18 protein-coding genes and 1 tRNA gene are annotated in these 17,844 nt (G+C 65.2%); 8 read left to right on the top strand and 11 right to left on the bottom strand.

Annotated features, from left to right (window positions below; translation table 11 throughout):
• Window positions 1-156: 156 nt before the first annotated feature.
• Together XW59_RS24245 and XW59_RS24240 are read left to right on the top strand one after the other, a co-directional pair.
• The gene (locus XW59_RS24245; RefSeq protein ID WP_047148584.1) at window positions 157-612 is read left to right on the top strand and encodes a phasin; all 456 of its coding nucleotides are present in this window, start codon (window positions 157-159) and stop codon (window positions 610-612) included.
• 258 nt (window positions 613-870) lie between these two features.
• Window positions 871-947, top strand: a tRNA-His gene (locus XW59_RS24240).
• A 259-nt stretch (window positions 948-1,206) separates the two neighbouring features.
• Here the strand turns inward: XW59_RS24240 and XW59_RS24235 are convergent.
• Window positions 1,207-2,592, bottom strand: a complete 1,386-nt coding sequence (locus XW59_RS24235; RefSeq protein WP_047148585.1) for a serine hydrolase — start codon at window positions 2,590-2,592, stop codon at window positions 1,207-1,209.
• A gap of 193 nt (window positions 2,593-2,785) precedes the next feature.
• Here XW59_RS24235 and XW59_RS24230 point away from each other — a divergent pair, with 193 nt between their 5' ends.
• The gene (locus XW59_RS24230) at window positions 2,786-3,601 is read left to right on the top strand and encodes a GH25 family lysozyme (protein WP_047148586.1); all 816 of its coding nucleotides are present in this window, start codon (window positions 2,786-2,788) and stop codon (window positions 3,599-3,601) included.
• Between the two features lie 80 nt (window positions 3,602-3,681).
• On the top strand, window positions 3,682-4,854 hold the full coding sequence (locus XW59_RS24225) for a lytic murein transglycosylase (RefSeq protein WP_047148587.1): 1,173 nt from the start codon (window positions 3,682-3,684) through the stop codon (window positions 4,852-4,854).
• Window positions 4,855-4,915: 61 nt separating this feature from the next.
• Here the strand turns inward: XW59_RS24225 and XW59_RS24220 are convergent, their stop codons facing one another.
• The 4 genes from XW59_RS24220 to XW59_RS24205 all read right to left on the bottom strand — a co-directional run bounded on the left by XW59_RS24220 (window position 4,916) and on the right by XW59_RS24205 (window position 9,890).
• Window positions 4,916-6,136: an alanine racemase gene (locus XW59_RS24220; protein ID WP_047148642.1), complete on the bottom strand. Its 1,221-nt coding sequence runs from the start codon at window positions 6,134-6,136 to the stop codon at window positions 4,916-4,918.
• 305 nt (window positions 6,137-6,441) lie between these two features.
• The gene (gene xseA, locus XW59_RS24215; protein ID WP_047148588.1) at window positions 6,442-8,001 is read right to left on the bottom strand and encodes an exodeoxyribonuclease VII large subunit; all 1,560 of its coding nucleotides are present in this window, start codon (window positions 7,999-8,001) and stop codon (window positions 6,442-6,444) included.
• 105 nt (window positions 8,002-8,106) lie between these two features.
• Window positions 8,107-8,931, bottom strand: a complete 825-nt coding sequence (locus XW59_RS24210) for a hypothetical protein (RefSeq protein ID WP_047148589.1) — start codon at window positions 8,929-8,931, stop codon at window positions 8,107-8,109.
• Window positions 8,932-8,933: 2 nt separating this feature from the next.
• On the bottom strand, window positions 8,934-9,890 hold the full coding sequence (locus tag XW59_RS24205; protein WP_047148590.1) for a LysR substrate-binding domain-containing protein: 957 nt from the start codon (window positions 9,888-9,890) through the stop codon (window positions 8,934-8,936).
• 185 nt (window positions 9,891-10,075) lie between these two features.
• Between XW59_RS24205 and XW59_RS24200 the strand changes: the two genes are divergently transcribed.
• Window positions 10,076-10,366, top strand: a complete 291-nt coding sequence (locus tag XW59_RS24200) for a DUF1127 domain-containing protein (protein WP_047148591.1) — start codon at window positions 10,076-10,078, stop codon at window positions 10,364-10,366.
• Window positions 10,367-10,491: 125 nt separating this feature from the next.
• Here the strand turns inward: XW59_RS24200 and XW59_RS24195 are convergent, their stop codons facing one another.
• The 3 genes from XW59_RS24195 to XW59_RS24185 form a co-directional block, all read right to left on the bottom strand.
• Complete coding sequence (locus XW59_RS24195; RefSeq protein ID WP_047148592.1) at window positions 10,492-11,394, bottom strand: DUF937 domain-containing protein; 903 nt, start codon at window positions 11,392-11,394, stop codon at window positions 10,492-10,494.
• Between the two features lie 187 nt (window positions 11,395-11,581).
• Window positions 11,582-12,955: a glutamate--cysteine ligase gene (locus XW59_RS24190; RefSeq protein WP_047148594.1), complete on the bottom strand. Its 1,374-nt coding sequence runs from the start codon at window positions 12,953-12,955 to the stop codon at window positions 11,582-11,584.
• 116 nt (window positions 12,956-13,071) lie between these two features.
• Window positions 13,072-13,806 (bottom strand): 16S rRNA (uracil(1498)-N(3))-methyltransferase, encoded by a 735-nt coding sequence (locus XW59_RS24185; protein WP_047148595.1) that lies wholly within the window; start codon window positions 13,804-13,806, stop codon window positions 13,072-13,074.
• Between the two features lie 124 nt (window positions 13,807-13,930).
• On the opposite strand from XW59_RS24185, the gene XW59_RS24180 reads away from it, so the two are divergent.
• A complete protein-coding gene (locus XW59_RS24180; protein WP_047148596.1) occupies window positions 13,931-14,497 on the top strand; it encodes a hypothetical protein in 567 nt (188 codons plus the stop codon).
• Between the two features lie 7 nt (window positions 14,498-14,504).
• On the opposite strand, the gene XW59_RS24175 is transcribed toward XW59_RS24180, so the two are convergent.
• A complete protein-coding gene (locus XW59_RS24175; protein ID WP_137327087.1) occupies window positions 14,505-15,149 on the bottom strand; it encodes a hypothetical protein in 645 nt (214 codons plus the stop codon).
• Window positions 15,150-15,229: 80 nt separating this feature from the next.
• Between XW59_RS24175 and XW59_RS24170 the strand changes: the two genes are divergently transcribed.
• Together XW59_RS24170 and XW59_RS29835 are read left to right on the top strand one after the other, a co-directional pair.
• Window positions 15,230-15,937, top strand: coding sequence for a type 1 glutamine amidotransferase (locus XW59_RS24170; RefSeq protein ID WP_047148597.1), 708 nt, complete (start codon window positions 15,230-15,232; stop codon window positions 15,935-15,937).
• A gap of 291 nt (window positions 15,938-16,228) precedes the next feature.
• Entirely contained in the window at window positions 16,229-16,360 is a 132-nt protein-coding gene (locus XW59_RS29835; RefSeq protein ID WP_281406251.1) for a hypothetical protein, read from the top strand.
• A gap of 7 nt (window positions 16,361-16,367) precedes the next feature.
• Here XW59_RS29835 and XW59_RS24165 read toward each other — a convergent pair whose 3' ends face one another.
• Complete coding sequence (locus tag XW59_RS24165) at window positions 16,368-17,111, bottom strand: metallophosphoesterase family protein (RefSeq protein WP_047148598.1); 744 nt, start codon at window positions 17,109-17,111, stop codon at window positions 16,368-16,370.
• 1 nt (window position 17,112) lies between these two features.
• Window positions 17,113-17,784 carry a lactate utilization protein gene (locus XW59_RS24160; RefSeq protein WP_047148599.1) on the bottom strand — a complete coding sequence of 224 codons (672 nt, stop codon included), beginning with the start codon at window positions 17,782-17,784 and terminating at the stop codon, window positions 17,113-17,115.
• Between the last annotated feature and the right edge of the window lie 60 nt (window positions 17,785-17,844).

Below are 17,844 nucleotides of genomic sequence, written 5' to 3'. Positions count from 1 at the left end.
GCTGATTTTCCCGGCTTGGTTAATCGATCGAGCGGCTTTGATGCGGTGCAAACAAAAATGTTGCAATGCACAAAAGAGCCCGCTATATAAGCAGTCAAGCAAATATACGCGGGAGGAAAACCTTCCCTCTGCCACGAACGTAAGGAATTTTGGCTGATGAGCAAGACCGCAGGAAAGGCCGACGAAGCGCTCGAATTTCCGAAATTCGACGCCGAGAAGGCGACCGACCAGTTCCGCGCCTTCGCCGAGAAGGGCGTCGAACAGTCGAAGGAAGTTTATGCCAAGTGGAAGTCGGGCGCCGAATCCGCCCAGAAGGCACTTGAAGCCACTTTCGAGCAGGCGAAGTCCGCCGGCAACGAAATCTCGCTGAAGTCGATCTCCGTGCTTCGCACCAACGCCGAATCCGGTTTTGCGCATCTCGAAGCTCTCGTCGCGGCGAAGTCGCTTTCCGAAGTGGTCGAGCTGCAGACGGCTTTCCTGCGCAAGCAGGTCGAATTCGCGGTCGAGCAGGCCAAGGATTTCCAGACCGTATCGACGAAGGCGGCCGAGGAAGTCTCCAAGCCGATGAAGGACGTCTTCGAAAAGGCGGCCAAGGAACTCAAGGTCGCCTGACCTTTTTTGGAATACCCGCGGCAAGGAAACCTCCTCCCTTCCAACCCGCGGGTCCAGATCGGCATCCTCCTCCCGCCGGTCTGACACAGGAAAAGGCCGGGACCTCCTCCCCCCGGCCTTTTTCCTTTTTTTGGGCATGCCTCGAGCATTTGCGAGGCGCGGTGAAAAACTCGCACATTGGAACAAGCTTCGCCGTCTGCGCACTTGAAATCGGTTGCGTTTGCCCGTAATAGCGTCGCCAACCAGCGCAAATCATGTGCCGTTGTAGCTCAGCTGGTTAGAGCGCCGGATTGTGGATCCGGAGGTCGCTGGTTCGACCCCAGCCAACGGTACCACCAATCTCCAAGTCACGTTGCGCATGCAAAAGTTCCGGTTTCCGCCGAAGCGGACGATTGCAGGGCTTTCGCAAAGTGGATAGGAATGGCGCCGGGCAAGGGCAGCCATCATGAACTACCAAAAATCACGAAACCACGGTCGCACGCCGCCGACGAGGGGCGAGTGGGGATTGCTGGCATTTATCGTCGTCGCGATGTTCCTGCTGATCTGGCTGTTGGGCTGACTGCCGTGGATTTGGCACCGGCTCGTCACTAAAGCCTAGTCCAGCGCCGCGACGAGCGCCGCCGTCAGTGCCTGCCGCTTGTAGCCGAGATCGGATGGCGTCAGCCCCAGCCTGACCACCACCAATTCCCGCGAGGGAATGACGGCCACGGACTGGCCGTCATGACCGAGTGCCCAGAAGGTATCGCCCGGCACCCCGGCCTGCTGGTCGGATCCTTCGCCATTGCGCTCGTCCGCGGAACCCTGCAGCCACACCTGGCCGCGACCATATTCGCCGTTCGAGGCCGGTGCGGGCTCGCGCATCCAGGCGACGAAGCCCTCGGGCAGTATCTGCTTGCCCTGCCAGTTGCCGTCATTGCGCAGGAATTCGCCGAAGCGTGCCCAGTCGCGTGCCGTGGCGTAGACATAGGAAGAGCCGACGAAGGTTCCGCGCGCGTCCGCTTCCATCACCGCGCTGTTCATCCCGATCGGGCCGAAGAGCCGCTCGCGCGGCCAGGCGAGCGCGGCGTTGCCGTCGTCGAACGCGTCCTGCCAGATCCGCGAAAGCATCACCGTCGTTCCGCTCGAATAGCTGAAGAACTCTCCGAGCGGATGGGCGAGCGGCTTGTCGAGCGCGAATTCCGCCATGTCGGGCTGGAGATAGAGCATGCGCGTGACGTCCGTCACGTCGCCGTAATCCTCGTTGAATTCGAGGCCGCTGGACATCGCCATCAGGTCGGCGACGGTGATTTCCGAGCGCTCGTCGATGCTCCAGGCCTCGAAGAGGCCGTTCTGGTCGAGCGAGAGCCGGTCGTCCCGCAGCAAGGTGCCGACGATCGCCGCTGTCACGGTCTTGCTCATCGACCAGCCGAGCAACGGCGTCTCGGGCGTGAAGCCCGGCGCATAGCGCTCGCCGATGATGCGTCCGGCATGGGCGACGACGACCGCGCGCATGCCCGGTCCGGTGAGTGCCGGGTCGTCGAGGACCGCCGCGATGGCGGGATCCTGCGACGGCTCGACCTCCTCGCCATCCGGCCAGAGCGCGTCGGCAATGGGATGCGTCGGTGGCGGCATGGTCGAGAACGTCCGCGCCGCGGCGAAATTGCCGTCCGGCACCGTTGCGCAGCCGGTACCGGGTCGCGCGACCGCGGCACTTCGCCCGAATACGCCGAAAAGCCCGGCCGTGACCGTTCCCGCCGCCTCGTCGACATTGACGGACATGTATTTCAGGAGGGGATGGCCCGGCGCCTGGACATCCACCCGCAGCACCTCGTTCGCGTCGCGCCCGGCGAGGAAGACGTTGGAGCAGACGATCTTGGCGCTGTAGCCTGCGCCAAGCCGTATCAGGGCCGGTGGTGCGAAATAGAGCCATCCGGCGAGCGCCACCGCCAGCGCCAGAAGCGCGCCCAACATCCATTTCGAGATCCTGCCGACGATGCCCACCTTGAAGCCCCTCCCAATTTCCGACGGTTCCTCAATTCTTCGATGGTTCGAAGCCTGCCGGAAAAATCGCTGCCGTTTCAATCGAAGACTTAACGGCGGATGACGCGGACGTTGCTATCCGTTAACTATTCGATAAGAGAAGATCGGCTGATTCGACGGATTGCGAAAGCCGTATTGAGGGGAGGGGAGAACGATGCGCCGTTACGCGGCCCTGCTGCTGGCAGCTCTCACTGCCGCATGCACCAGCGTGAACTATGATTTCGGCGACATCGCACCGACCAGCACCCGCTCTTCCACGGCCACCCATCATGTGACCGTGCGCTATCCGCGCTTCGAGGACCGCAAGCCGCATGACTGGCAGGACCGCCACCCCTGGTCTTACGCGGTGCACGGCACGGACGCCTCGAAATACCAGGGCAGCGTCGACTGGCACTCCGCCAGGGGCAGCGGCATCTCCTTCGCCTTCATCAAGGCGACCGAGGGCGGTGATCGTCTCGACGACCTCTTCCACGAGCATTGGCAGGCCACGAAAGCCGCGGGCATTCCCCGCAGCGCCTATCATTTCTACTATTTCTGCCGGCCGGCGCGCGAGCAGGCGGAATGGTTCATCCGCAACGTGCCGAAGGAGGCGAACACGCTGCCTCACGTGCTCGACATGGAGTGGAACCATCTTTCGCCGACATGCAGGTTGCGCCCGCCAGCCTCGGTGGTCCGCAGCGAAATGAAGGTGTTCCTGGACATCCTGACCAGGCATTACGGCAAGCGGCCGATCATCTACACTTCGATCGACTTCTTCGACGATAACGGCCTTTCGCAGTTCAAGGGCTATGACTGGTGGCTGCGGTCGGTGTCGGCCCATCCGGACGACCGCTACGGCAACCATCCTTTCCTGTTCTGGCAATATACCGGGACGGGCATGGTGCCCGGCATCAAGGGAGATGCCGACATCAACGTCTTCAACGGCACCGAGGCGCAGTGGCGCGCCTGGCTGAAGCAGCATATTCAGTAACGCCGAATTTATGCCCGTTTTTGCGGTTCTTTGCGCGACAATCGCCTCGCGCGGATATGTGTTTTTGGAGAACAGGATTGATGAAGACGACCCTTGCCGCCCTTGCCGCAACCCTTGCGCTGGCCTCTCCGGCCCTGGCCCAGCAATGCGGCGGCGATTTCCCCTCCTGGAAGGCGGGGATCGGACAGGAAGCCGCGGCCTCGGGCGTGGGCGAGCGCGGCATGAGCGCGCTGCGCAACGCCCAGATCGACCAGCGCGTTCTCCAACGCGACCGCGCGCAGGGTGTCTTCAACCAGACCTTCACCGAATTCGCCGGCCGGATGATCAATTCCTACCGGCTGCAGAACGGCGCCGCCAATCTGAAGAAATATGCCGACGTTTTCGCCAGGGCGGAGCGCGACTACGGCGTTCCCGGCGCGGTCGTCACCGCCTTCTGGGCGCTCGAGACCGATTTCGGCGCCGGCCAGGGCGATTTCAACGCACTGAATGCGCTGGTGACGCTGGCGCATGACTGTCGCAGGCCAGAGCTTTTCCGCTCGCAGATCGTGCCGCTGCTGACGCTGATCGACCAGGGCACGTTGCCCGCCGACGTGCAGGGGGCATGGGCCGGCGAGATCGGCCAGACCCAGATGCTGCCCTCGGACATATTGAAGAACGGTGTCGACGGTGACGGCGACGGAATAGTGGACGTGCGCCGCAGCATACCCGACGTCATCCTGACGACCGCCAAGAAGATTCAGTCGCGGGGCTGGAGGGCCGGCGAGCCATGGATGCAGGAGGTTCGCCTGCCGGACGATCTGCCGTGGCAGGAAACCGGCCGCACGAACAAGCTTCCGATGTCGCAATGGGCCGCCTGGGGCGTGACGGGGAGCGACGGCAGCGCGCTGAACACAAGCCTGCCGAATGCCGGCATCGCCCTGCCGATGGGGCGCCGGGGACCGGCCTTTCTCGTCTTCGACAATTTCGACATCTATCTCGAATGGAACCAGTCCTTCGTCTACACGCTGACCGCCGCCAATCTCGCCACGCGCTTTGCCGGGGCGCCGAAATTCGATCCGCGTGATCCCGAACCGGGCCTCGTCGGCGAAACGATGAAGCTGTTGCAGGAGAAGCTCGCCTCGCTCGGCCATGACGTGGGCGGCATCGACGGTATCCTCGGCATGAACACGCGCGAGGCCGTGCGCAAGGAACAGCAGCGGCTCGGGCTTCCCGTCGACGGCTGGCCGACACCGACGCTTCTGTCGAATTTGTGAGCTGACGAGCAAATAGCGGCGGCGGCCCCGCGCAATCGGGCCGCTCCTCGCCGCGTCCATTCTAATCCGCCATCGTCTCCAGGCTCGCGAAGCCTTCCGGCATGCCGCCTTCGTCGAACGGCGTCGAGACCTCGACGAAGGTGTCGGGATAGAAGCCGTTGAAGCGGGTCCTGAGCGACAGCGAATAGGCCCCGATATGGCCGATCTCGATCCAGTCGCCGGTGTCCACCGTTTCCGGCAGCCAGAACGGGCGGGAGAGAATGTCGACGGAATCGCAGGTCGCGCCGCAGACCTTGAAGGGCACGATGTTGCCCTCGTTTCCATTGCGGTTCCTGATAGCCGGATCGGGGATGAACCGCGCCGGCAGCGTGATCTTGCCGGTCCATGAATCCGACAGCGACGCCCAGATGCCGTCATTGATGTAGAGCCTGCGGCCCTTGCGCAGGAGCACGCGCACGATCAGCGAAAAGGCGCGCGCCACGATGACGCGGCCGGGCTCCGCCACCAGCGGCGTGCCGTCGAAGCCCCATTCGGCGATGTCGTTGCGCAGGCGCGACATGAGCTGTCCGAGCGAAGGCATCTCCGGCTTCCTGCGGTTCGGGTCGTGGCCGTATTCGGCGGGAAAGCCGCCGCCGACGTCGAGGCCGGCGATGGGCACGCCGCAGCGATTGCGCACCCAGTCGGCGGAGGCGAGCGCCCGCTCGTAGGTGTCCGGATCCTCGATCTGGCTGCCGACATGGAAGCAGATGCCGACCTTGTAGCCGGTGCGGTCGAGCCGCCGGATGAGCTCCACCGCCGCTGCCGGCCCGGCGCCGAACTTCTTGGAAAGCTCGTAGGCCGCAAGCCCCTTGGTCTGGATGCGCACATAGACCGTGATCGAGCCCGGATCGATGTCGAGCGCGCGCACCACGCGGGTGAGCTTGGTGACCTCGTCTTCGTGATCGATCGCGATGACGCGGATGCCGTAGCTCTCCAGCGCCAGGCGGATGTCCGACTGCGCCTTGACGGGGTGCATGTAGAGCATCTCCGCTTGCGGCGCGACCGCCCGCACTGCGGCGAACTCCGCCGGCGAGGCGACGTCGAAGGCCTTCACGCCGGCTTCCGACAGCGCCTTCAGAACCATCTGCTCGCCATTGGTCTTCACCGCATAGGCGGTCTTGCCCGGAAACATCTCCATGAACTGCCGGCAGTCGGCCTGCAGCACCTGCGGCCGGAAGCAATAGACCGGATCGTCAGGGCGCAGCTCAAGCGCGGCCGCGCGTGCATTTTCGAATCGCTGCAAAAGTGCCTCCTCGAAAAACTCGCCGGACCCTACCAGCCGCGGGCCTTGGGAAAAAGTGAGCTGCTCGTGCTTCCGCATAAGGGCGGGTGCTTCGGAGATGGGAACAAACCGGCGGCCGGCAAGTTCTGAATGCGACAGGAGGGCAGCGGCATGTCGATCCGAATTCGGCTTAATCTCGGAAAGGAAATTTCCGCCAGGAATGCGGCCAGGCCGCCGCGTCCCGTTCCCGATCCTCAGCCGCCCACGCCGCCGGGACCGATGCCCGACCCGGGGCCGGATGGTCCGGTGCCGACACGGTAGCCCCTTCAGAAAAGCGAGCCTTGCGTGCCGGGATCCTTTTTCGGTTTCGGCTGCGGTTTCGGCCGTGCCGGCGCCTCCGTCGCGATCGCTCCGACCTGCCCGTCGGCGAAGCGCAGCGCAAGCGCGGCATGGGGCGCCACGTCGGCGGCCCGCTTCATCAGCATCCCGTCCGCATCGCTGACGAGGACGAAGCCGCGCTCCAGGATCGACTGATGCGACAGCGTCGCCAGCAGGCGCTCGCACTGGGTGGCGCGGCCGCGCAGCCGTTCGAGCCGCAGCCGCGCGGCCTGGTCGAGCCGCCGTTCCAGGACAGCCAGGCTTTCGCTCGCTTGCTGCTGCCGGCGCAAGAGCGGCTGCGGACCGACGCGCTGCGCCGTCCGGTCGAGCCGGCTCCGCTTCTCGCGCATCAGCGAGCGCAACGCGGCATGGGCGCGGGCCATGTCGCGGTCGGTCGTCCGTCTGACATCGGCGATGCGCCTGTCGAGCGTAGCCGGAGAAAGCCGGATCGCGTCGAGCCGCGCCCGCTTCCTCTCCGTGCTGACGGTGAGCGCGCGCGCGAGCCGGCTCGTCACTTCGTCGAAATGACGTCGCGGCATGGCGAGCAACTGGTCGGCGGAAGGAAGCGCCCGCGCGGCTGCGCGCAACCCCTGGCGCTTGCGATCCATGTGGCGCAGGACGCAGCCTTTGAGGCGCGCGGAAAGCCGCGAGAGATTGGCTTCGAGCTCCGCGCGCACCGGTACGGCGAGCTCGGCGGCACCTGTCGGCGTCGGCGCGCGCATGTCGGCCGCAAGGTCGATCAGCGTCCAGTCCGTCTCATGACCCACCGCCGAGATCACGGGGATCGCGGAAGCCGCCACGGCGCGTACCACCGCCTCGTCGTTGAAGCCCCAGAGATCTTCCAGGCTGCCGCCGCCGCGCGCGACGATCAGCACGTCCGGGCGCGGCACCGGCCCATCGGCGGGCAGCGCGTTGAAGCCGGCGACCGCATTGGAGACTTCCGCGCCGGTCGTGTCGCCCTGCACGCGCACCGGCCACACCAGCACGTGCAGCGGAAATCGGTCGGTGATGCGGTGGATGATGTCGCGGATGACGGCGCCGGTCGGCGAGGTCACCACGCCGACGACGCGCGGCATATGCGGGATCGGCCGCTTGCGCGCCGGATCGAACAGGCCCTCGGCGGCGAGCTTGCGCTTGCGCTCCTCCAGGAGCGCCATCAGCGCGCCGGCGCCCGCCGGTTCCAGATTGTCGATGACGATCTGGTATTTCGACGAGCCGGGATAGGTGGTGAGCTTGCCGGAAGCGACGACCTCCATGCCCTCCTCGGGCCGGAAGCGCAGCTTCGACATCGTGCCCTTCCAGATGACGGCCTCGAGGCGGGCGCGATCGTCCTTCAGCGCGAAATAGGCATGGCCGGAGGAATGCGGCCCGCGATAGCCGGAAATCTCGCCGCGCACGCGCACATTGCCGAAGGCGTCCTCGACGGTGCGCTTCAGCGCGCCGGAAATCTCCGAGACGGTGAACTCGGCGGCGTTGGTTTTCGAATCGGCGGGCAGAATGTCACTCATGCGGCTAACTTGGCATCAGGGGATGTGGCGGCGTCAAGGACGGCGCCTTTGGCCGGGCGCCGATATTGGACTTACCCCCATGCCTGTCGAGGCAGCGTCTTGCCCTTACCAGGGCTCCATCTCCGCGCCGAAGCTGCGCTGGAGGTGCCGTTTCGTCGCCTGCTCGAACGCCTCGGGCCATGCGATGCCGAGGCGGTCCGCAAGGGCGCGCGCCCTCGGGAAGAAGGTGCGGGCGAGCGCCCAGTGCGCTTCCAGTACCTCCTCCCGAACGGGAGACGGGTAGGGCAGCGCCAGAAGTTCGTCCATCTGCGCCGGGGTGATGGTGCGGCTGAGATGCAGTGCGCCGCCGCGCTCCGGTGAAAGCGTTTCCTCGATCATCAGGCGTGTCAGCAGATCGCGCAGCAGGCCCGCTCCGGTGACACCGAGCACATATTCCCGGCGGCCGACGCCCACGGCGATCAGGCCGAGGACTCGGATGAACTCGTTGATGACGTACTCCACCTGCCGCTTCTCCGGGGCGGCTCCGGGCGGGGATTCCGGCAGTTCCGCGAAAACATCGCCCCGGTCGACCACCCGAAGGAGCGTCGATTGCGAGTAGCGATCGAAGGGCGGTCTGGCGTGACTGAGAAAGGAGGCCTTGTCGATCAGCCAGAGGTCGATACGCAGCCAGTCACGCGTGATCGCGTTGAGAAGCGTCGGCGGGCCGACGCGCTGGTTCCAGAAGACGACCGGAGAAATGGCTTCGATCGTCTCACGCCAGAGCGCCACCACCGCATCGTGGTCGCCATGGCCGGTCAGTCCGACGTAATCGAGGTCGGAGAATTCATCCGCCGTGCCGCGCCCGAAGCTGCCGCCGAGGAAAAGCGCCTCGACCCTTTCTTCCCGGCCCAGCGCTGTGGCGACCCCTTCCATGAATTCCTGCTGCCTCATCCTCACCATCCGGGAAGGATCTGGCTCGGACGAAGCCGCTTTCCGCGTCCATAGGCGATGCCGGCGAAATCGAAATGGCCCGGCTCCTCGGGTGAGGGGACCGAAATGTTGTCGAGGCTGTCGGAGATGTGGCGCGCCAGCGCGTCGACGAGCTGCGGCTGGTGGGAATGGCCGCGGATGATGCCGATGCGGCAGTCGGGCAGGGTGCCGAAGCCGTCGGCCTCGCCGAGGATGCGCATACCGGGCCGCAGGGCGCATTCCGGCAGCACCGAGACGGCCAGTCCCGAAAGCACGGCGGCGATGATGACCGTTGCCGACCAGCTCGTGAACAGGATGCGGTAGTCCCGCTCCATCCCGTCGAGCATGTCGCAGGCCGCGCGCCGCCACATGCAGCTCGGCCGGCCGACGGCAAGCGGCAGCACGTCCTCGGAATGGATCGAATGGTTGGCCGAGGTGACCCAGAGCAACGGTTCCCGCCGCACCACCTCCGACGCCCCCTTGTCGCTGTCGTGGGTGATGATCGCTATATCGAGATGGCCGCGCTTGATGTGGTCGACGAGATTGATCGTCGGCTCGCAGATCACCGAAAGCTCGACGCGGGGATTGGAGCGCGCAAAGCGAGCCATGATCTCCGGCAGGAAGCGGTCGGCGTAATCGTCCGGCGTTCCGATGCGGATATGGCCTTCGAGGCTGGCGTCGTCGAAGGCGGCCAGCGTCTCGCGATTGAGGCGCATCATGCGCCGCGCGTAGCTAAGCAGGCGCTCGCCCTCCTCGGTGAGCCTGTTGGTGCGCCCGTCCTTCTCGAAAAGAGTCTTTCCGACCCGCTCTTCCAGCCGGCGCATCTGCATGGAAACGGCGGATTGCGTGCGATGAACTTCTTCGGCCGCACGCGTGAAGCTGCCCGTGTCGGCGATGGAGATGAAGGTTTGGAGCTGATCCAGATCGAGCGGCGCGGCCATGGGAACAATCCATCAGGTTGATTGATCATAAACATTAGAAACATTCGTTAGACTAATCAATGACCGCGTGAGACTTTGCCATCGTCAACCTGAAAGGCCCGAAATTCCGCTTCCCGCGGCTGCTGCATCCTCCCGTGCGGCCGTCGGGGCATGCCCGTGTGCCGAAAACCCGAAGGAGAGTAGAGATGACCGCCCTCGACCACCCCACGCACTCCGTCGCCGCAGGAACGCGCGCGGTTGCTGTCGTGACGCGCGTGGCAACCGGTCTTCGCGCTTTCCTTCGACGCATGAAAAATCGCCGGCAGATCAATCGACTTTGCGATCTGACGGACCACGAGCTCGCCGATATCGGCCTGCGTCGTACCGATCTTCTGGTCGCGATGCGCTCGCCGATGAGCACCGATCCGACCGCGCATCTCAGCATGATCGTGCGCGAGCGCCTTTCGACCGAAGAGGGCGCGCGGCGCGTCTGCTGACGCGAAAAGTTTCGCAGGCACTTCCCACACTCCCGCCGGTTCCCCCGGCATGCCTGCTCACTGCCCGGTCCTCCCAAGGACCGGGCCTTTTCATTTTTGGCGGGAAGTCTTGGCTGGCGGAGCCCTCAGCGCCTGTAGCGGTCCATTCCCTTCAGGAACTGATCGACCACCGATTCCATGTTTTTCTGGTAGTCGTCGCGCTGCTGGCGACCCGTCTCGAACATCTGCCCGAACAGATCGTCGTAGGGATTGCGCTCGCGGCCGCTGGGATTGGCCTGCGGCTGCTGACTGGGCGCTGTGCGAGGCTGCGGCGAAGCCTGCTGCTGGCTGCCGCGTGTCATCTCCTCGAAGATCTTGCCGAGCGGATTGTCGCCATAGGGGGATTGCGGCGCCTGCGGCGCGCGGCTCGTCTGCTGCCCGCCGCCGAACATGTCCTGGAGTATCTTGCCGAACGGGTTGTCGGCGGGATTGGCTCCCGGCTGAGGTGCTTGTGGCTGGGGCGCCCGCGCATTGCCCGCCGCACCGCCGCCGGCCTGCCGCATCATCTGCTCGAGAATCTCGCCGAGCGGATTGCCCTGGCCGCCGAAGCCCGCCGCAGCCTGCTGCTGGCCAGTCGTCTGCTTGAACAGGCCGCCCATGATCATGGTCGCCAGGGCCGGCAGCATCTGCTTCAGCGTGGCTTCCCCAATACCGGTCGCCTGGGCGGCCTGGCTCGCGACGGCGCGCGACAACTCCTTGGAGCCGAAGAGATGGCCGAGAATGCCGTTGCCCTCCTGCACGCCCTGGGGCGAGAAGGCCTGGTTGGCGTCGTCGAAATATTTGGCGTGCCGGCCGGTGGAAAGCGCGCTCAGGAAGGCGCCGACGCCATAGGGATCAGACGCGTTGCGCTTCAATCCCTGGCTTAGAGCCGGCAGGAGCGCCTCGACCGCGGATTGCGTCTGCTGCTGTGAGAGGCCGTATTGCCGCGACAGGGCCTCCATGCCGTTTCCGTTCTGCGCATTGGTAAGCATGTCGAAAAGCGAGGGCATGGCTATATCCTCCGATGAGCCTCCTGAGGGCATCGGACCGAAAGGTGACATCCGGTTTCACGGACCATTCCGATGCCCAGATGAAGAAACAGATCGCCATGTGCCCGTTCGGGCGCATGGCGATCCAGAGATTATCGGAAAGCTGCACTTGCGCAATCGCGATGTTTGCAGGCCTGCCCCGGATCCCTCAATAGGCGTATTCCAGGAATACCGGCTCGATCGAGCCTCCCCAGCGGGTGTTATAGGCCCGAACCATCTCCTCGGCGCTCGTCGTGCCGCGCGCGACCACTTCGTCGAGCGGCGCGAGGAAGCTGGTTTCGTCATAGCCCTCGCGATTCTTGCGGCCGCGATTGGCGAGGCCGAGCCGGGAGATTTCCAACGTCTCGCGCGCCACTTCCCGAAGCACGCGGTTGCGGAACGGCGTGTGGAGGCCCTCCATCGGAACGGTGTCGCGCATGGCGTTCACCTCGGCGAAGCTCCAGTCGCGGGTCATGGCCTCGGCGGCATCCAGCGCCTCGTCGTCGTAGAGCAGGCCGACCCAGAAGGCGGGCAGGGCGCAGATGCGCCGCCACGGGCCGCCATCCGCGCCGCGCATCTCAAGAAAACGCTTCAGCCGCACGTCGGGGAAGAGCGTCGAAAGGTGGTTTGCCCAGTCGCCCATCGTCGGCAGGCCGTCCGGCACCGTGTCGCGCAGCACGCCGTCCATGAATTGGCGGAAGGTGACGTGGGTGACGTCGTAGTAGCGGCCTTCGCGGATGAGGAAATACATCGGCACGTCGAGCGCCCATTCGACGTAGTCGGCGAAACCGAACTCGGGCGAGAAGCAGAACTCCAGCAGGCCCGAGCGCTGGTTGTCGGTGTCGCGCCATATGTCGCCGCGCCAGCTCTGCAGTCCGTTCGGGCGGCCCTCGGTGAAGGGCGAGTTGGCGAAGAGCGCGGTCGCCAGCGGCTGGAGTTTCAGCGAGACCTGCATCTTGCGGCGCATGTCGGCCTCGGAGGAGAAATCGAGATTCACCTGGATCGTGCAGGTGCGGTACATCATGTCGAGCCCCTTCGTGCCGACCTTCGGCATGTAGGCGGTCATGATGTCGTAGCGCGATTTCGGCATGCGCGGTGTTTCGGCAAGCGTCCATTTCGGGCTGCCGCCGAGACCGAGGAAGCGGATGCCGAGCGGTTCGGCGATCTCGCGCAACTGCGCCAGATGCGCGTTTCCTTCGCGGCAGGTCTGGTGGATCGTCTCGAGCGGCGCGCCGGAAAGCTCGAACTGCCCGCCGGGCTCGAGGCTGATCGCGCCCTGGCCGGTCGGTTCCACCAGGCCGATGATATGGCCGGCATCGACGATCGGCTCCCAGCCGAGCACGCGCTGCATGCCCTCGAGCAGCGCGCGAATGCCACGATCGCCTCCATAGGGCACCGGCGCGTTGCCGTCGACATAGAAGGGGAACTTTTCGTGCTCGGTGCCGATCCGCCACTTTTCCTTCGGCCTGTTGCCGGCGGAGAGATAGCCGACGAGTTCGTCCATCTTCTCGATCGGGCGGAAGTCGGTCGTATCGCGCGCCATGTGCGGTTCCCCAAGCGTTTCCCTGCCGTTGTTCTCGACGGCGCGCGAGTGTTGACCTCAAGCCGCGTCCGCGATCAAGCAAAAAATCCTGACAGCACGTTGACAGGAAATGATCGCTACCAGTCGCCGATCGTCGCCTGCACCAGCGCAAGGGCGGCGACGGCCGCCGTGTCCGCCCGCAGGATGCGCGGTCCGAGCGGTATCGCCGTGACGAAGGGAAGCGCGCGGAGCTGCCGCCGCTCGTCGTCGGAGAAGCCGCCTTCGGGGCCGACCAGCAGACCGATCCTGCGCTCCTCTATGCCGCGAAGCAACGGGACAGGGTTGTTCGTTTCCGTACCCTCGTCACAGAAGATCAGCCGCCGGTCCTTCTCCCAGTCGGCGAGCAGCCTGTCGAGCTTGACGGGGCCGCGCACGGAGGGCACCGCCAGCACGCCGCATTGTTCGGCCGCCTCGATCACATTCGCCTCGATTCGTTCCGGGCTCGCCTTCGACGCCTGGGTGTGCTGGGTGATCACCGGCTGGATGATGCCCGCACCCATCTCGACGGCCTTCTGGACGAGATAGTCGAGGCGTCCGGCCTTCAGCGGCGCGAATGCGTAGACGAGATCGGGGGTCGGCGGCTGTGGCCGGGTTTGCGTCCCGACTTCAAGCGTCGCGGCCTTCTTGGAGACGGCGGCGACCCGTGCGCTCCATTCGCCGTCGCGGCCGTTGAAGAGGAGGATTTCGGCGCCGGGCGCAAGCCGCAGAACGTGCACGAGGTAATGGCTCTGCGCCTTGTCGGCCTCGATCCCTACGCCCTTGCGCAGGTCGCCGGTCACGTAAAGCCGCTGCATCTTGTAGTTCGCTCGCATGAGCGTTTGATGCGCAAGCCCGCCGCGCCGGTCAAGTAGGATGACGGCTGATCGGGCGAATGTTGCACGCGACCTCAATCCAGGGTAGGTTTGTTCCCGTTTTGTTTCTTGGGGGAAGGGGGCTATGGGACGGAGGTGGCTTGCCGCAATCCTGCTGGCGGTATTTCTGAACGGCTGTTCGACTCACGAAAGCGGCGTTTCCATCCTGATGGACGGCATCTATTCGGACGCGTCGCGCGTGGCGGCGCGGACCACCGCTCGCGTGGACCCGCATACGGGCTGGACACAGGTCGACGGACCGGGGGTGGTCTTCTACGACACGAACTACGATCCATTGCGATCGCATCGCTACAAGCTCAGGAGTTGGCTCGATCCGCGCAATCCGGACCTGCACAATTCCTTCCAGCTTCTGATCGAAGGGGATTTCCCGAAGCGCGTCTATCTCAAACAGGCCTATTCGAAGGGCGAGAAGCTGAAGACGCAGTTCCTGGACGCCGAACGCGTCTGCGGCGGCGGCTGCATCACCTATGAGCGGGTCGGCATCCCCTTCGACGAAGCGGCGATGGAGGCCTATGCGCGCGAGGGGCTGGTCCTAGAAATACTCGGGCGGCGCGCAAGCCTGACGGTGCGCGTTCCGGCCGGATATTTCGAAGGGTTCCTGGCGGTCCACCGGCGGCACCGCGCCGGATAGTCCTTGCCTATCCGGCAGCTGCGCTGCTGTGCCAGGCGGGCGCGTAGCCCGCACGGAGCGCGGCGAGCGTGGCGGGCGGCGTGAGGAGCGAGACGGGGCCCGACGGCAGGTCGCGCAGGGCGACGCTTCCACGATATCCGCCGAAGCTCCAGGGCAGGGCGCGTCCACCGCGAAATGCATAGGCTTGTCCATCGACGGCTGCCATCGTCCCGTCCGGCATGCCGTTGAACGAATCGATGCGAACGGGAGCCTGACGGGCAGAGGCCCGACGCTGGGCGTGCAGGATCGCGTCCATCTCGGGCGCCCTCGCGATCTCGCCGTTACCCCGCCTGAAGCAGTCGAGAAATGCGTTTGCACACGCTCGCCGGCAGTAGAAGCAGGGGCGATGCCCGGCCGCGAGCGCGGTCACCTCGTCGAGGAAGAAAAGCTCGGTCCAACCGGCGCGCCCGCCCGGCCGGTTGCGCCCCATTACGTCGCGCCGCCGTCCGTCGAGCTCCAGCGTGCAGACGATCCAGGCCTTGTTCGTCCAGCGCCTGCGCAGCAACGTCCGGGTTTCCGGATCGTGGATGACGCCGCGATTGCCGGTGAACATGCCGTGCTCGGGATCGGCGCGGATTTCCCCGAACGGGTCGACGCGGTTCTGCAGTGGCACAAGCGGCCTCCCTTTGCTGGGCGCCGAACGCATGTTATCGCTCGGCGAACCCTTCGACATCACCACGCATACGGAATTCCATGCAAGTTCTCGTGGTCCAGAATTATGACGGCACCGGCCTCGGCCAATTGTCGACCGCGCTCGACGAGGCGGACGCCGAGGTCGAATTTGTGAGGGCCCACAAGGGGGAGGCGCTGCCCGATTCGCCCGACGGCCATGACGCGCTGATCGTGCTTGGCGGCGGACAGAACGCGCGGGCCGACGAGGAGTATCCCTATCTTCCGAAACTCTGCCGTCTGATGCGCGCCTTCGGCGATGCGGACCGCTCGGTGCTCGGCATCTGCCTCGGCAGCCAGTTGCTCGCCCGCGCCTACGGTGCCGAGAACATCATCGGCGGCGCGCGGGAGTTTTCCTGGCGCGAGGTACTGCTCACCGAGGACGGCGTGGCCGACCCGATCTTCGCCGGCGTGCCGGAAGCCTTCCCGATCTTCGAGTGGCACGACGACACTTTCGTCCTGCCGCGCGGGGCGACGCGCCTCGCCGGCAACCTCAACACGCACAACCAGGCGTTCCGCGTTCGCCGGGCCGCCTATGGCATCCAGTTCCATTTCGAAGCCGATCGCGAGCTGGTCGAGCAATGGAGCTCCGATTTCGCGGCGTTGCTGAAGGATCGCGAGCCCGACTGGCCGGAGCGGATGCCGGCGGAGGCGGAGCGTTTCGGACCTGCCGCCGACGCTGCTGGACTTGCCATCGCCCGCGCGTGGATGGGCACCGTCCGGGCGCGTTGAGGACTATAGGTCTGCGGACGCCGGACGCCGCGTTGCATTTATGACACGACCCGGACAAAGCAGTTGAAACGGTCCGGAATCCGCTGGATTTTAACCATCGGCGGCATTATCTGCCCCTTCCGAGAGCGGCGTTCGCCGCGACAATCCTTCAACCGGCATGACATGGTTTTGAAACACATCGGAACTATTGTTCGCGATGCGAGTTTCAAGGGCCAGGGACCATCGTGGGTTGAAACCGGATGGTAACTTGTTGATCGCATTAGTGGTGGGACACCAATCGAGATGACGCCCGTGAAAGCAGCCCTCCTCTCCTTCTTCATGCTCACCGGCATCATCATGTGGGGCGTCGGCATCTATTCGGCGGACGCGGCCGGCGACCATGTCGGCACCGACGGCTACGGCATATCGCTGACCCGCTACTGATATCGCTTCAGCGAATTTCGGCGGTCAGGAACCGCTTTTCCTTCCCTTCGACCACCAGCGCGGTGAGCCGCCCGGAGCCGTAGGCGAGCGTGTCGACATTGACGCGGTTGCCGAGCACTTCCGGGCCGCCCGACGGCGTGTGCCCGTGGACGATCAGCTTCGGATGCAGTCCGGCGTGGTTCAGGAACTCGCCGCGTATCCACAGCAGGTCCATGCTGTCCTGCTTTTCCAGTGGAACGCCCGGCCGGATGCCGGCATGGCAGAAGAACAGGTCGCCGAAGCTTGCCGAGAGCTCCAGCGTCCGCAGGAAGTCGAGGTGCTCGTCGGGGACGGCCTCGACAAGCGCGAGGTAGCTCTCGCGCATGGCGGCAAGACCGGAAGTGGCGAGCTCGATCCCATAGGAGCGCGCGGTCTCCGCCCCGCCGAAGCTCATGAACTGCTCCCAATGGGAGATGTCGAGGAGGAAGCCCGCGAAGATGACGTCGTGGTTTCCGGCGAGCGTGACGGTGCGGGGATCGCGTTCGGTGGCCTTCGCCAGATAATCGATGACCTGTCTGCTTTCCGGTCCGCGATCCTCGTAGTCGCCGAGAAATATGATGCGCCAGTCGGATGGGCGGTCCCTCGCGATCTCCGTCTCGATCAACTCGTGCATCAGCCGAAGGAGGTCGAAGCGCCCGTGTATGTCGCCGATCGCGTAAAGGCGCATGCCGTCGGGTGCGGCGGCGTCACGGAAGTGAACACCGCCGGCCATCTCAGCCGTCCACGACGATCAGATGCAGGGCGCGGGGGCCGTGCGCGCCGAGAAGCAGCTTCTGCTCGATGTCGCCGGACCGCGACGGCCCGGTGATCATGTTGAGCGTGCGCGGCATCTGCCCCTTGCCGTATGTCTCGCGCACCCTGGCGAGCACGGTTTCGAGATCTCCCGCGATGTCCTTCGCATCGACCACGACGAGATGGTGCTCGGGCAGGAAATTCACCGTCGTGGGATTGTCGGCGCCCGAGAGCATCAGAACGGTCGACGTCTCGGCCACGCCGCCGAAGGCATGGCTAACGCCGACCTCGTCATTGCCGTCGGAGGGGCCGCGCTTGACCTCGAGCGCGCGCTGCTTTTGCCAGCCGAGGGCCAGTCGCGGGTCGTCGCCCATGCGGACCGAGGCGGGCAGGTTCTTGGAGCGCAGATAGGCCGCCACCGCGGCCGGCACGTCGGCGTAGCTCGCCACGCGCTCCAGGCTTGCCGAAACCTTCTCCGCCATCTCGCAGAACAGCGCGGTGCGCTCTTCGGCGCCGAGCTGCCCGCGCGCCGGGATGACGCCCTTGGGGGTAGTGGCCAGCCTCGCTTCGACGATGGCGCGCCGCGCATCGCCTGCGCCTGCCGCACCGAGCGATTTGCGCACCTTTCCCAGGATCGCCTCGCGCCCGCTCATGCCGATGCTCCCGAATACCGCGCGAGGCGACCCCCACCTATTACCCCTGCCCACAAGGGG

Source organism: Aquamicrobium sp. LC103 (assembly GCF_001014615.2).
In the GTDB taxonomy this organism is placed as follows: domain Bacteria; phylum Pseudomonadota; class Alphaproteobacteria; order Rhizobiales; family Rhizobiaceae; genus LBCQ02.
The sequence above is the reverse complement of the archived record's forward strand: the minus strand, read 5'-3'. Positions and strand labels throughout refer to the sequence as shown.